Source organism: Afipia sp. GAS231, assembly GCF_900103365.1.
Lineage (GTDB): Bacteria > Pseudomonadota > Alphaproteobacteria > Rhizobiales > Xanthobacteraceae > Bradyrhizobium.
Map to the genome: position 1 here is coordinate 6053153 of NZ_LT629703.1, position 13505 is coordinate 6066657.

Sequence of the window (13505 nt, forward strand, 5' to 3'; positions counted from 1 at the left end):
ACATCCCCCTCAAGCGTTCGCAGCGGCGTGAATGGCCTCGCGAACCTGCTGGAAGGTTCCGCAGCGGCAGATATTGGTGATGGCCTCGTCGATATCCTGGTCGGTCGGCTTCGGCTTTTCCTTGAGCAGGGCGGCGACCGCCATGATCATGCCGCTCTGGCAATAGCCGCACTGCGGAACGTCATTGGCGACCCAGGCCTGTTGCACCTTGTGCAGCGCGCCATTGCCGGCGAGGCCTTCAATGGTGGTGATCTGTTTGCCGGCGGCTTCGCTGACCGCGATGCCGCAGGAGCGCATCGCGACGCCATCGATATGGACCGTACAGGCCCCGCATTGTGCAATGCCGCAACCGTATTTGGTCCCGGTCAGTCCGACATTCTCCCTGATAGCCCAAAGCAGCGGGGTGTCGTCTTCGACGTCTATCGTTATTGATTTGCCGTTTATCGTGAGGTTTGCCATCGCGTATCCCCTGTTAGCTCAATCCATCGAGAGAGCTGCGGGGCGATGTTGGCTTGCAATCTGGAGCAGTTCAAATCAACAATATGCGTCTACGAGATGGATGAAAATTAATGAGCCGGTGTTACGTATCGGCGTCATTGCATAGCAGTCATGTTCGTGATGCTGGGACTGCGAGGCGCAGGAAACTCATCAGGCTTCCAACCGCTGCGAATCCGGCGCCGACCGCTAGCGCAACGGTCGCGCCATTGTGGCCGCCGAGGGCAAAACACAAGGCCGCGAGTGCGGCGCCCAGCGTTTGCCCGGTCAGACGGGAAGTCGCGACAATGCTGCTCGCGCTGCCGCTGCGATGCGGCGGCGCGCTCGACATCAATGCCCTCAAATTGGGCGTTTGAAAGAAGCCGAATCCGATCCCGCACACCACCATGCGCCAGACGATGTCGGCCGTCCCTGGATCGTCGGGAAGCGTCGCCAGCAGCACCATGCCGATGCCCAGCAGTGCCAGACCGCAGCCTCCGAGAATGCCGACCGGAAAGCGGTCGGACAGCCGGCCGCCGACCGGTGCCATCATGGCGACCACCAACGGCCAGGGCGTCATGAAGAATCCTGTCTCGACCTGCGAGCGCATCAGCACGTCCTCGAAATAGAACGGCAGCGCGACCATGGCTAGGCCCTGCACCGAGAAGGAGCAGACCGAAGTGGCCGACGACAATGCGAACATTGGCCGCTTAAACAGGTCGATCGGCAGCATCGGCGCCGGGTGGTCGGCGTTCCGGCGGGCGAGGTGCCAGCCGAGCAGCAATGCGCCGACCAGTTCGGCCACGACCAGCGCCGGCGGTGCCCCGTGCGCGGCGCTGCCGATTCCGATGATGAAGAGGCCGAGGCAGCTTGCGGTCAGACCGGCGCTCAAGAAATCGAACGCATGCACCGCGCGTGGCGTCTTCGGCAGGGTCTTCAGGCCGATCACGACGGCAATCACGCCGAAAGGGAGGTTGATCGCGAACAGCCATGGCCAGCTTCCGACCGCCAGGACGGCGGAAGCGATCGTGGGTCCGAGCGTCATCGCGGTTCCGACCACCAGCGCATTGTGGCCGAAGCCGCGGCCCATCATCCGGGTCGGGTAGACAAAACGCACCAGCGCCGCGTTGACGCTCATGATACCGCTGGCGCCGAGCCCTTGTAGCGCTCTCGCCGCGGTCAGGCTGGGCAACGACCACGCCAAAGCGCAGCCGAGCGAGGCCAGCGTAAACAGCACCACGCCGCCGATATAGATCCGCTCATGACCGACGATCTCGCCGAGCGCGCCGAGCGGCAACAGGGTCGCGACCAGCGCGATCTGATAGACGTTGACGACCCAGACCACGTCGGCCGCGCTGACATGGAGGTCGGCGGCGATCGCGGGCAGGGCGATATTGGCGATCGCGGTATCCAGCGAGGCCAGCGCCAGCGTGGTGAAGATCGCCGCCACCGCCCAGCGCCTGAGTTCCGGCGGCAGGCCGTCCATCGGCGGGGCGGACGGCTTTATGGCAGTTGGGTCTAACATCGCGATCGGGTTCTCTGCGGCGGGAGCGACGGCCCCGCTGGGCATGTACTACGGCCACCGGACGGACCACAGGGGCGCGGTTGCATGATGCATATGCGAAGGGACGACGCGGGCTCCAAAAAGGGGCAGACGGCGTGCATGTGACACCAATTTCACGGCATCCGCGCCATTTCGTCCCGCCGACTTTCGGATAGCTTTCCGCCCGGGAGCCGATCGACTAGGGTCGCGGCCTACGGCGGCCGCAAGACCAAAAAAAGACGGCCGCCGGCGAGGGGAAGCGTTTTGCACGGACAGACGGGCCGGCGCACCGAAATCACGCACAGCGCCAGCGGGGGCGTGCGCCGGCGCATGTGGAGCGTGCTTTGGGTCGCGCTGCTGCTGGCGATCCTCGGGTTTCTGGTCATCTATCCCGTCTTCATGCTGCTGCTGGGGGCGCTTACCGACACCAATCCGGTGGTCGATGGCCTCAGCCTCAGTCACCTCTCGATTGCCAATTTCCTCACCGTGCTGGCGAACCCCAATGTCGCCGAGGCCTTGCTGAACACGTTGATCGCCTGCGGCGGCGGCACCCTGATCGCGGTTGTGATCGGCCTGTTGTTTTCCTGGATCGTGGTTCGCACCAATACGCCGTTCAAGGGATTTATCGCCGCTGCCAGCATCCTGCCGCTGTTCGCGCCGCCGCTGGTGGCCGGTGTCGCCTGGGCCATTCTGGGGTCGCCCAAGACGGGGCTGATCAACACCATGTTCAAATGGATCGGGCTCGACTGGCGCGTCGATCTCTATTCGCTGTCGGGGCTGGTGTTCGTATTCGGCATCTACTACGCGCCCTATGTCTACATGTTCACTTCCTCGGCGCTGCGCAACATGGATCCGAGCCTCGAAGAGGCCGCCGAGATTTCCGGCGCCAGCGCTTTTTCGACATTGTTCACGGTGACGTTCCCGCTGATCATGCCGGCAATCGTCTCCGGCATGCTGCTGTCGTTTATCGTGATGCTCGGCATCTACGGCATTCCAGCGGTGCTGGGTGCACCGACCAATCTCGCCGTGCTGACGACCTACATCTTCAAGCTCACCAACTGGTCGCCGCCGCTGTACAACACCGCGGCCGCGGTTGCGATCATCCTGATGGTCGTCACCGGCGGGCTGGTGTTCTTGCAGCAGAAAGTGTTGAGCGGCCGCAGCTATACGACGGTGGCCGGCAAGGCGTTCCGCCCCCGCAACCTCGATCTCGGGCGCTGGCGCTGGTTCACCTTCGGTCTCGGCATCGTCTATCTCGTGATCGTGGTGGTGCTGCCGTCGCTGGCGCTGATCGTGGCGGCGTTCCGCAAGTTCATGTTCATTCGCGACGCCGCCAGCCTGTTCGACATGCGGCAATATTCGATGATGCATTTCAACAGCATCTTCGACAATCCGCTGACGCTGAGGTCGATCTACAACGCGGTCGAGGTCGGCGTGATCACGGCGGTGGTCGGCGGTGCGCTGGCCTTTGCCATCGGCTACACCATCCATCGCACGCAAGTGACCGGACGGCGCTGGATCGATCTGATCTCGACCGTGCCGGTCGCGATCCCCGGCCTCGTGGTCGGCGTCGCCTATCTCTGGGCCTGGATCGGCATTCCCGGCGGGCTCTACGGCACGATCTGGATTCTGGCGCTGGCATTCATCGCGCGCTTCATGCCGGATACGGTGAAGGCGCTCTCGACCTCGTTCCTGCAGATTCATCGCGAACTGGAAGAGGCCGCCTGGGTCTGCGGCAAGGGCATGCTCGGCACCATCCGGACCATCGTGCTGCCGTTGGCGCGGCCCGGCGTGATCGCCTCGATGACGCTGTTGTTCGTATTGGCGGTGCGCGAGCTCGGCTCGTCGCTGTTTCTCTACACCAGCAACACCATGGTGATGTCGGTGCTGCTGCTCGACTATTACGAAGGCGGCAATATCGGCAAGACCGCCGCATTCAGCATCGTGCAGACGATCCTGCTCGGCGTTCTCATCGGCGGCGCCAACTGGCTGTCGCGCGGTGCCGCGCAGGGCAGCGTCGCGCGCACTGGATAACAAGATCAATGGGAGGATTGGCCGTGAATAGAAGGATCTTCATCAGTGCTGTCGCGCTGGCCGGCGTTGCCGGTTTCGGATTGGCATCGACAACTTCCACGCAGGCGCAGGAATTCGCCTCGCCCGAACTGATTGCTGCTGCAAAGGCAGAAGGCAAACTGGTGTTCTACACGGCGAATTTCGCTGAAATCGAACAGGTCACCATCAAGGAGTTCAACAAGCGCTTTCCTGAGATCAAGGTCGAGATGGTGCGCGCTCCTGGCGGCCAGCTCATCACGCGCATTAAGACCGAGGCCGCGGCCGGCAAGTTGATCGCCGACGTGGTCGACCATTCCGACCGCGCCTTGATGCAGCCGCTGGAAGACCTGTTCCAGGATTACGCGCCGCCGAACGCGGCCGACTACAATCCGGAGGCGTTGATTTCGCCAAAATTCTGGCCGCGCGCCACCATCGCCTGGTCGATCGCCTACAACACCGAATTGGTGAAAGACCCGCCAAAGACCTGGAAGGATCTCACCAAGCCCGAATACGACAAAATGATCGGCCAGGTGTTCGCGCAGTCCGGCGGCACCACCTGGACCCGGATCATGTTCGAGCGTCAAGTGCTCGGCGAAGACTATTGGGCAAAGCAGGCTGCGACCCATCCGATTCTCTATCCGTCCGGCGCACCGATGGCGGATGCGCTGGTGCGCGGCGAGGTGGCGATAGGCCCGCTGCTTTACAACATCGTCTATCAGAAACAGAGGGACGGTGCGCCGATCAAGATTTTCTTCCCGCCGGAAGGGACGCCAGTCAATCCATATGCCTCGGGAATTACCAAGACCGCAACGCATCCGAATGCCGCGAAACTGTTCTTGAACTGGTCGCTGTCGAAGGAGGGGCAGACCTTCATGATCAAGGAGTTCGGCAATCTGACCTCGCTGAAGGATCCGCCGATCTATCCCGAAGGCTTCGACCCCAAGGTGGTCAAGGTCTGGTATCCCAAGTTCGATGACTACGTGAAGCTGCACGGCCCCTGGGTTGCGGAATGGGACAAGACCTTCGGTTACCGGCAGTGAGCGTGATGCGTATGAAGAAGGTTCGTTCATGACGACGACGCTCGAAGTCACCGACCTGCGCAAGCAGTTTGCGATCGGCCGGCCGGCGATCGACGGCGTCAGCTTTAGCGTGCCGGCCGGCGAAATCGTTGTGCTGCTCGGGCCCTCCGGTTGCGGCAAGACGACGACGTTGCGCTGCGTGGCTGGTCTTGAGCATCCGACGTCGGGTGAGATCAGCATTGCCGGCAAGGTCGTGTCCTCGCCCGGACGCGGCATTCTGGTGCCGCCGCGCTCGCGCGAACTCGGCATGGTGTTTCAGTCCTATGCGGTGTGGCCGCACATGACGGTGCGGCAGAACGTGGTCTATCCGCTCAAGCACCGGAAGTTTTCCCGCGAGGAAGCCCGCCGCATGGTCGACGAAGCGCTGGCACTGGTCGGCTTGTCGGAATATGCCGAACGACCGGTGGTGGCGCTTTCGGGCGGACAGATGCAACGCGTGGCGCTGGCGCGCAGTATCGTCTACCGGCCGCAACTGCTGCTGCTCGATGAGCCGCTCTCGAATCTCGACGCCAAGCTGCGGCTGCGGCTGCGCGACGACCTGCGCGTGATCCTGAAGCAGACCGGCATGACTGCGCTCTACGTGACTCACGACCAGGCCGAGGCGGTGGTGCTCGGTGACCGCATCGGCGTGATGCGCAACGGCAAACTGCTGCAGATGGGTACGCCCGACGAGATCTATAACCGTCCCGCCGACCTGTTCGTCGCCAATTTTACCGGCGCGACCAACGAACTTGAAGGCAGGCTGGTTTCGCGCAGCGGCGAATTCGGGACGGTCGATTTCGGCGAAGGAAGACAGGGCGAGGTGGCGCTGCTGCATTCCTGCGGGCCGGACGACAAGGTACGGATTGCGCTGCGGCCGGAGAACATCACGATCGGCGCCAATAACGGCGTCAATAATTTCCCGGCCCGCGTGCTCGACCGCCGTTACCAGGGCACGCAGACCGCCTACGGCATCGAACTGTTCGGCAAGCGGCTGGAAGTGGTCGAACTCGGCACCGCGGCCCGGCATCAGGTCGGGATCGAGACGCTGGTCTCACTGCCACGCGAAAGCTGCTGGGCCTATCGCGATACCGGACCGGTGTCGCATGACTAGCGCCTGAAGCCCTGGGCCCCCGCAGACGCTCGATCCGTCGGTGAAGATGGATGCGAGCAAGGTGAAGAAGCAGGAGACGGGTCGTCGTTCCGGGACGGTCCGAAGGACCAGACCCGGAAGTTCGAGATTCCGGGCTCGATGCTTCGCATCGCCCCGGAATGTCGACGAGGGCCTTACTGCGGCGTCATCCCCGACGCCTTGACCACCGCCGTCAATTTGTCGTGGTCGGTCTTCATCAGCGAAGCCAGCTCACCCAGCGACATCGGCTTGCCCGGAATATCGGCGATTGAGAGTTGCTTGATGACATCGGGATTGAGCAGCGCCTTGTTGATGCCGTCGTTGATTTTAGTGGCAATCGCATCCGGCGTCCCCGCCGGCACATAGATGCCGTACCAGGAAACATAGGACGCGCCGGGATATCCGGCCTCGGCGATGGTCGGCACGTCAGGGAGATCGGTGATGCGATTCTCGGTGAAGACGGCCAGCGGCCTGATCTTGCCATCCTTGATGTGCGGCAGGGCCAGCGCCAGTGAGACGATTTCGAGATTCATCAGGTCGGTCATCAGGTCGATCAGCGCCGGCGGTTGGCCTTTGTAGCCGACATTGGTCAGCTTGATGTCGGCGGCCTGGAACAGTTTCTGCGCGGTCAGATCGATCGACGAACCGGTGCCCGGATTGCCGAAGTTGAGTTGGCCGGGCTTGCTCCGCGCCAGCTCGACGAATTCGGCGAGCGTCTTGACCGGCAGCGAGGGGTTGACGACGGCGACGCTCTGATTCCAGATCGCGAGGCCAACGCATGTAAGGCCCTTCATCGCGTCCCAGCCGGCATCCTTGTACAAGGTAGGGTTCACCAGCGCCGCCGGTCCCGTCACCAGCCAGGTGTAGCCATCGGGATCGCTGCGTGCGACCGCCGCAGTGCCGATATTGCTGTTGCCGCCGGGCCGCGCTTCGACCACGACGGTTTGCTTCCAGTCGCGGCCGACCTGTTCGGTGACCGCGCGAGCGACGATGTCGACGATGCCGCCGGCGGGGTAGGGCACCACGATGTGGATCGCCCGGCTCGGATAGTTGCTTTGTGCCTGCGCGGTCTGGCCGAGCAGCAATGTGAGGCCCATGGCAATGCCGAGGGCGGATTTGAGTCCGCTCATTGTTTTCTCCCCCTGTTGTCGGCACCGTTCGAGCGATGCGTCTTGCCGGATCGTCAGGTTATTCAGCCGTTGGCGACCAGCGAACGGATGCTGCGCGCGAGGCCGAGGATGCGGGGCCCGCATTCGCGCTCGATCTGCTCGGCGCTGAAACGAAATGACGGGATGCCGCAATTGACGGAGAGGCAATCGCCCGACGGCGTCCGGTACAGCGGCGCCGCGACGCCAAAGATCTCGCGCCGCCACTCGCCGAGCGAGACCGCAAAGCCGCGCTCCTTGCACAGTTCGATATCCGGCAGCATCCGCGTTTGCACGTAGTCGGCTTCTTCCGGACGCTCGGCCTTGACGTCGGCGACGTAGGCCGCCTGTTCTTCCGTCGTGAACAGCGACAGCAAAGCGCGCCCCACGGCGGTCGTCGCCAGCGTGCCGGTAAAACCGACATCGGGGAGGTGCGCCACCGCATCGGTGGTGCGCACCGTCTCGACATAAATGAAGTCGAGCCCGAACGGCATCGCGATGGAAACCGTGCCGCCGGTGTAGGCCGCGAATTCGCGGATCAGCGGGCGAGCGACTTGCCGGACTTTCAGCGCCGACAAAACCGGATAGGCGGCGGCGAGCACGCCAAGCCCGAGTTCGAATCGGCCCTTGGCGTCGCGTTTGAGGTAGCCGAGCTGCTCCAGCGTGTAGGAAAGCCGCGACACGGTCGGCCGCGACAAGCCGGTATGCAGCGCGAGATCTGCATTCGACAGCGATCCGGTGCGATTGCGGAAAGCGGCCAGCACGTCGAGCCCATGCGCCAGCGTGGTCGCAAAGGCGGGATCGGCATGGTCCTCCGGGGCCTTGGCCCGGGACGAGGGATCGACGCTGGAGATCGCTGCCATGACGGAATATTGGTCAGAACTGGGACTATTGTCAAGATATCGGAATGAATTTGCAATTCGTGTCGTTATACGCTTAGTTCTCTCCCAAAAGTGGGAGGCGACATGGATTTCGATCTTTCCGGTCGATCGGAGCAATGGCGGAACAAGCTGCAGGCGTTCTTCGACGCCGAGGTGCTGCCGCGCCATCGCGCCTGGCTCGAACACGTCGTCGGCAAGGGCGAGGCCGCACCTTTCATGGGCGACTTGCAGCAGAAGGCGCGCGCGGCGGGCTTGTGGAATCTTGGCCTGCCTGAACTGGCCGACAGCGAGCCCGGCACGCGGCTTTCCAACCTCGAATACGCGCCACTGGCCGAAATCATGGGCCGGCTGTTCTGGGCGCCGGAAGTCTTCAACTGCCAGGCGCCTGATGTGCCCAACATGATCGCGCTGCAGAATTGCGCGACACAAGAACAGAAGGCGCGCTGGCTGCAGCCGCTGCTGGAAGCAAAAACCCGTTCGGCGTTCGGCATGACCGAACCCGATGTCGCTTCGTCCGACGCGACCAACGTTGCCACGCGCATGGTTCGCGACGGCGACGACTACGTCATCAACGGCCGCAAATGGTTCATCACCGGTGCCGCGCATCCGCAGTGCAGTTTCCTGATCGTGATGGGCGTGACCGACCCGGACACCGACCGGACGCGCCGCCATTCCTGCATTATCGTCCCGATGCAAACGCCGGGCGTTCGTCTGGTGCGGCGGCTGCGCTGGATGGGATGCGAGGATCACGTCGCGCCGATCGGCGAACTCGCCTTCGACAATGTCCGCGTGCCGGCGGCGAACCTGCTCGGTGCCGAGGGCGAAGGTTTCAAGGTCGCACAAATTCGTCTGGGCCCGGCGCGCATCCATCACTGCATGCGTTCGATCGGGCTGTGCGAACTCTTGATCGAACTGATGATGGTGCGATCGTCGGAGCGCAAGGCGTTCGGCCGCGCCGTGATCGAATACGACACGATCCAGCGCTGGATCGCCGAAGCCCGCGTCGAACTGGAGCAGGCGCGCTTGCTGGCCTATCGCTGCGCCTGGCGGCTCGACCAGGCCGGTCATCACGGCGCCTGGCGCGACGTTTCGCTGATCAAGGTCGCGGTGCCCGCCATGCTGCAGCGGATCGCCGATCGCGCCATGCAGGTGTTCGGCGCCATGGGCGGCTCCGACGACACGCCGATCCATCAGGCGCTGGCCTGGGGGCGCTTGCTGCGGATTGGCGACGGCCCCGATGAAGTGCATCTGCGGCAGATATTTCGGATGGAGCCGATGCCGGCCTGGTCGATCGCCAATTCACCGTATCTGTCTGCACACCCGTCCTGAGCGGTGCTAATGACGGCCTTATACCTTGATTTCTCGAAGGACGCTTTCGGATGACGATCACAGACCAGCCCCAGGCCTTGCAGACCCCTTCGATCGACAAGGAGCGGCTGCGCAAAAAATATCTGGAGGAGCGCAACAAGCGGCTCCGCGCCGACGGCAACGACCAGTATCTGCAAGTCACCGGACATCTCGCCCGTTATCTCGACGACCCCTATACACCGGTCACCCCGCGGGCGCCGAAGACCGATCATGTCACGTTCGCTTTTATCGGCGGCGGCTTTGCCGGGCTTGCCACTGCAGCGCGGCTGTCGGAAGCCGGCATCAAGGATGTCCGCATCATCGAGAAGGGCGGCGATTTCGGCGGCACCTGGTACTGGAACCGGTATCCCGGAGCGCAATGCGATACGGCTTCGCTGATCTATATGCCGATGCTCGAAGAAACCGGGCACATGCCGTCGGAGAAGTACGCGCATGCGCCGGAGATCCTGGCGCACTGCCAGCGCATCGGCAAACAATTCGGTCTCTACGACCACGCGCTGTTTCACACGATCGTCGAAAGCCTCGAATGGGACGAGGCAAAATCGCGCTGGAACATCCGCACCAACCGCGGTGATGCCTTCACGGCGCAGTTTCTCGGCATGGGCACCGGGCCGCTGCACGTGCCAAAATTGCCGGGCATTCCCGGCATCGACAGTTTCAAGGGCCACTCGTTCCATACCAGCCGCTGGGATTACGACTACACTGGTGGCGACCCCCAGGGCGGGCTGATGGGAAAGCTGGCCGACAAACGCGTCGGCATCATCGGCACCGGGGCGACCTCGGTGCAGTGCGTGCCGTATCTCGCGCGTGCCTGCAAGGAGTTGTACGTATTTCAGCGCACGCCTTCGTCGGTCGATGTGCGCGCCAACGCGCCGATCGATCCGGAGTGGTTTTCAGAGATTGCGACGCCCGGCTGGCAGCAGCGCTGGCTGGAGAACTTTACCGCGAACCAGGCCGGAGGCGGCGCCGAGGAAGATCTGGTTCAGGACGGCTGGACCGACTTGTCGCGGCGCATCCGCGCCAAGATCATGCTGTTGCCGCGCGAGCAGCGTACCTTGCAGAATATGCGGGCGGCATTCGAGGATTCCGACTTCGAGAAGATGGAGGAAATCCGCAACCGCGTCGACGCGCTGGTGAAAGACCGCGAAACCGCCGGCAAGCTCAAGGCCTGGTATGGCCAGCTCTGCAAAAGGCCGTGCTTCCATGACGCCTATCTGCAGGCTTTCAACACACCGGGGACGCATCTGGTCGATACCGACGGCAAGGGCGTCGAGCGGATTACCGCGAATGGCGTCGTCGTCGCTGGGAAGGAATATCAGCTCGACTGCCTGATTTACGCTTCCGGCTTCGAGGTCGGCACCGAGTATAAGAGGCGCTCCGGCTTCGACCTCACCGGGCGGGCCGGCGTCAAGCTATCGGACTATTGGTCCGAGGGCATGCGCACCAAGCACGGCATCCACGTGCATGGTTTTCCGAATGCGTTCTTCGTGCAGCCGACGCAAGGCGCCAATCTGATCTCCAACGTGCCGCATAACCTGACCGAGGCGGCGCGCACCATTGCGATGATGGTGACGCATGCCCAGTCAAACGGTTTCAAGGAAATCGAAGTCACCAAAGAGGCTGAGGATAAGTGGATCGAGTTGCTGCTCACCAGCGTCGGCCGGATGATCGGCGGTCCCGACTGTACGCCCGGCTACTACAACAACGAGGGCCGCGAGCCCGGTCCCGCGGCGCGGCTCAATGTCGGCCATCCCGCGGGTGCAATGGCCTATTTCAAGTACATCGATGAATGGCGCCAGAGCGGCCAGTTCGAGGGGTTGCAGTTCCGCTGAACTGTCACCGTTGAATTCGAGAGTTAGTTTCTGTCACGCGAGGAGTGCACGAGTATGACCCAGCCAGCCATGGACGAACGGCCCAAGGAAACGTCAAAGGAAACGCCGAAAGACGCCTCCGCTTCGGTCATCGCGCAGCACGCGGCGACACTGAAGGCGCTGCCATTCTCGGATACACGCGATTTCGACGACGCCGCGCGCGGTTTCCTCGGCACGGTGGAAAACGCCAAGATCACCTCGCCGCAGGGCAGGGTGGTCTGGAGTCTCGAGCCCTACGGTTTCATGTCGGCGGACGCGGCGCCGCCGACGGTCGATCCCAGCCTGTGGCGGCAATCGCGGCTCAACATGCATCACGGCCTGTTCGAGGTGGTGCCCGGCGTCTATCAGGTGCGCGGGCTCGACATCGCCAACATGACGCTGATCGAGGGCAACAACGGCGTCATCGTGGTGGATACGCTGACCTCGATCGAGGGCGCGCGGGCGGCGATGGAGCTCTACTTCCAGCACCGCGGCAAGAAGCCGGTCGCGGCGGTCATCTTTACCCATACCCACACCGACCATTGGGGCGGCGCGCGCGGCGTGCTCGACGACGAAACACTGGCGTCCGGCAAAGTGCCGATCATTGCGCCCAACCTGTTCATGGAGCATGCGGTCTCGGAAAATATCATCGCCGGGCCGGCAATGTTGCGGCGTGCGCAATATCAGTTCGGGCCGTTCCTCGCCAAGGGCGTGCGCGGGCAGGTCGATTGCGGGCTCGGCAAGTCGATGGCGGCGGGTTCGGTGGCGCTGTTGCGCCCGACCGACTTGATCATGGCGACCGGCGACAAGCGCACCATCGATGGGCTCGAATTCGAGTTCCAGATGGCGCCGAACTCGGAAGCGCCGGCGGAGATGCATTTCTTCATTCCGCGCTACAAGCTGTTGAATCTCGCGGAAAACTGCACGCACAATTTCCACAACCTGCTGCCGTTCCGTGGTGCCGACGTCCGCGACGCGCTGGCCTGGTCGAAATATCTCGGTGAAGCCTTGCAGATGTGGGGCGGCAAGGCGGACGCAATGTGCGGCCAGCACCATTGGCCGGTATGGGGCCATGAGCGGATCGACACCATGATCCGTCAGCAGCGGGATCTCTACAAATTCGCGCATGACCAGACCTTGCGGTTGATCAACCACGGCCTGACGGCCGCTGAAATTGCCGAAACCATCCGCCTGCCGGCGAGCCTCGACGGCGCCTGGCATGGCCGCGGCTATTACGGCCACATCCGGCACAATGTGAAGGCGATCTACCAGAAGTATCTCGGATGGTACGACGCCAACCCGGTCAATCTCGATCCATTGCCGCCGGTGGAATCCGGCAAGAAGTATGTCGAGTATATGGGCGGCGCAGACGCCATTCTCGAACGGGCTCGAAGGGATTTTGCCAAGGGCGAATTCCGTTTCGTGGCGCAGGCCGTCAGCCATCTCGTGTTCGCCGATCCCGACAACCAGGCCGCGCGGGCGATGTTGGCGGATACGTTCGAGCAGCTCGGCTATGCCTCGGAAAGTTCGACCTGGCGCAACGCCTATCTGTTCGGCGCGCAGGAATTGCGCAACGGCATGCCCAAGGCGCCGCCGCGCCCGGCGATGCCGCGCGAGACGCTGGCCGCCTTGCGCACGGAGCAGCTCTGGGACGTGCTCGGCGTTCGCCTCAACGGCCCCAAGGCCGAAGGCAAGCGGATCGTGCTGAACTGGATCTTCACCGACACCGACGAGCGTTTCATCCTCAACCTGGAGAACAGCGCGCTGACTTATGTGGCCGGCGGACAGGCGGCGGATGCCGACGCCTCGTTCACGCTGGCGCGCGGCGTGCTCGACGAAGTCATCGCCAAGCTGACGACGTTCCCGGAAGCCGTTGGCGCAGGCAAGATCAAGGTCAGCGGCAATCCGATGCGGCTCGGCGAATTGATGATGCTGATGGATGAGTTTCCGCGGATGTTCGAAATCGTGGAGCCGAAGCGGACCGCGGTGAGTTGATTGAGAG

The 13505-nt window shown here is 63.0% G+C and carries 10 protein-coding genes; 6 read left to right on the forward strand and 4 right to left on the reverse strand.

Translation table 11 applies throughout. The features are described from left to right. Positions 1-9 precede the first annotated feature (9 nt). Together BLS26_RS28630 and BLS26_RS28635 are read right to left on the reverse strand one after the other, a co-directional pair. The gene (locus tag BLS26_RS28630; RefSeq protein WP_092515858.1) at positions 10-459 is read right to left on the reverse strand and encodes a (2Fe-2S)-binding protein; all 450 of its coding nucleotides are present in this window, start codon (positions 457-459) and stop codon (positions 10-12) included. A 148-nt stretch (positions 460-607) separates the two neighbouring features. After that, on the reverse strand, positions 608-1999 hold the full coding sequence (locus BLS26_RS28635; protein WP_172804720.1) for an MFS transporter: 1392 nt from the start codon (positions 1997-1999) through the stop codon (positions 608-610). A gap of 282 nt (positions 2000-2281) precedes the next feature. On the opposite strand from BLS26_RS28635, the gene BLS26_RS28640 reads away from it, so the two are divergent. Genes BLS26_RS28640 through BLS26_RS28650 form a run of 3 tightly spaced genes read left to right on the forward strand, consistent with a single transcriptional unit; the run spans position 2282 to position 6241 of the window. Then, positions 2282-4051: an iron ABC transporter permease gene (locus tag BLS26_RS28640; protein WP_244541714.1), complete on the forward strand. Its 1770-nt coding sequence runs from the start codon at positions 2282-2284 to the stop codon at positions 4049-4051. 23 nt (positions 4052-4074) lie between these two features. Continuing rightward, a complete protein-coding gene (locus BLS26_RS28645; protein WP_244541715.1) occupies positions 4075-5109 on the forward strand; it encodes an ABC transporter substrate-binding protein in 1035 nt (344 codons plus the stop codon). A 28-nt stretch (positions 5110-5137) separates the two neighbouring features. Continuing rightward, positions 5138-6241, forward strand: a complete 1104-nt coding sequence (locus tag BLS26_RS28650) for an ABC transporter ATP-binding protein (protein WP_092515862.1) — start codon at positions 5138-5140, stop codon at positions 6239-6241. Positions 6242-6414: 173 nt separating this feature from the next. On the opposite strand, the gene BLS26_RS28655 is transcribed toward BLS26_RS28650, so the two are convergent. Then, complete coding sequence (locus BLS26_RS28655) at positions 6415-7389, reverse strand: tripartite tricarboxylate transporter substrate binding protein (protein ID WP_157676610.1); 975 nt, start codon at positions 7387-7389, stop codon at positions 6415-6417. A gap of 62 nt (positions 7390-7451) precedes the next feature. Continuing rightward, on the reverse strand, positions 7452-8267 hold the full coding sequence (locus BLS26_RS36040; RefSeq protein ID WP_172804721.1) for an IclR family transcriptional regulator: 816 nt from the start codon (positions 8265-8267) through the stop codon (positions 7452-7454). A gap of 102 nt (positions 8268-8369) precedes the next feature. Between BLS26_RS36040 and BLS26_RS28670 the strand changes: the two genes are divergently transcribed. The 3 genes from BLS26_RS28670 to BLS26_RS28680 are packed head-to-tail and all read left to right on the forward strand — an operon-like array spanning position 8370 to position 13498. Further along, positions 8370-9614 (forward strand): acyl-CoA dehydrogenase family protein, encoded by a 1245-nt coding sequence (locus BLS26_RS28670; protein ID WP_092515864.1) that lies wholly within the window; start codon positions 8370-8372, stop codon positions 9612-9614. A 50-nt stretch (positions 9615-9664) separates the two neighbouring features. Continuing rightward, positions 9665-11485, forward strand: a complete 1821-nt coding sequence (locus BLS26_RS28675; protein WP_092515865.1) for an NAD(P)/FAD-dependent oxidoreductase — start codon at positions 9665-9667, stop codon at positions 11483-11485. A 54-nt stretch (positions 11486-11539) separates the two neighbouring features. Then, positions 11540-13498 carry an alkyl/aryl-sulfatase gene (locus BLS26_RS28680; protein WP_244541716.1) on the forward strand — a complete coding sequence of 653 codons (1959 nt, stop codon included), beginning with the start codon at positions 11540-11542 and terminating at the stop codon, positions 13496-13498. The last annotated feature ends 7 nt before the right edge of the window (positions 13499-13505 follow it).

What these genes read in the sequence shown, in the direction of transcription:
- BLS26_RS28680 (WP_244541716.1), top strand. Translation starts at nt 11,540, where the DNA reads ATGACCCAGCCAGCCATGGACGAACGGCCCAAGGAAACGTCAAAGGAA.
- BLS26_RS28630 (WP_092515858.1), bottom strand. Translation starts at nt 459, where the DNA reads ATGGCAAACCTCACGATAAACGGCAAATCAATAACGATAGACGTCGAA.
- BLS26_RS28675 (WP_092515865.1), top strand. Translation starts at nt 9,665, where the DNA reads ATGACGATCACAGACCAGCCCCAGGCCTTGCAGACCCCTTCGATCGAC.
- BLS26_RS36040 (WP_172804721.1), bottom strand. Translation starts at nt 8,267, where the DNA reads ATGGCAGCGATCTCCAGCGTCGATCCCTCGTCCCGGGCCAAGGCCCCG.
- BLS26_RS28670 (WP_092515864.1), top strand. Translation starts at nt 8,370, where the DNA reads ATGGATTTCGATCTTTCCGGTCGATCGGAGCAATGGCGGAACAAGCTG.
- BLS26_RS28635 (WP_172804720.1), bottom strand. Translation starts at nt 1,999, where the DNA reads ATGTTAGACCCAACTGCCATAAAGCCGTCCGCCCCGCCGATGGACGGC.
- BLS26_RS28655 (WP_157676610.1), bottom strand. Translation starts at nt 7,389, where the DNA reads ATGAGCGGACTCAAATCCGCCCTCGGCATTGCCATGGGCCTCACATTG.
- BLS26_RS28650 (WP_092515862.1), top strand. Translation starts at nt 5,138, where the DNA reads ATGACGACGACGCTCGAAGTCACCGACCTGCGCAAGCAGTTTGCGATC.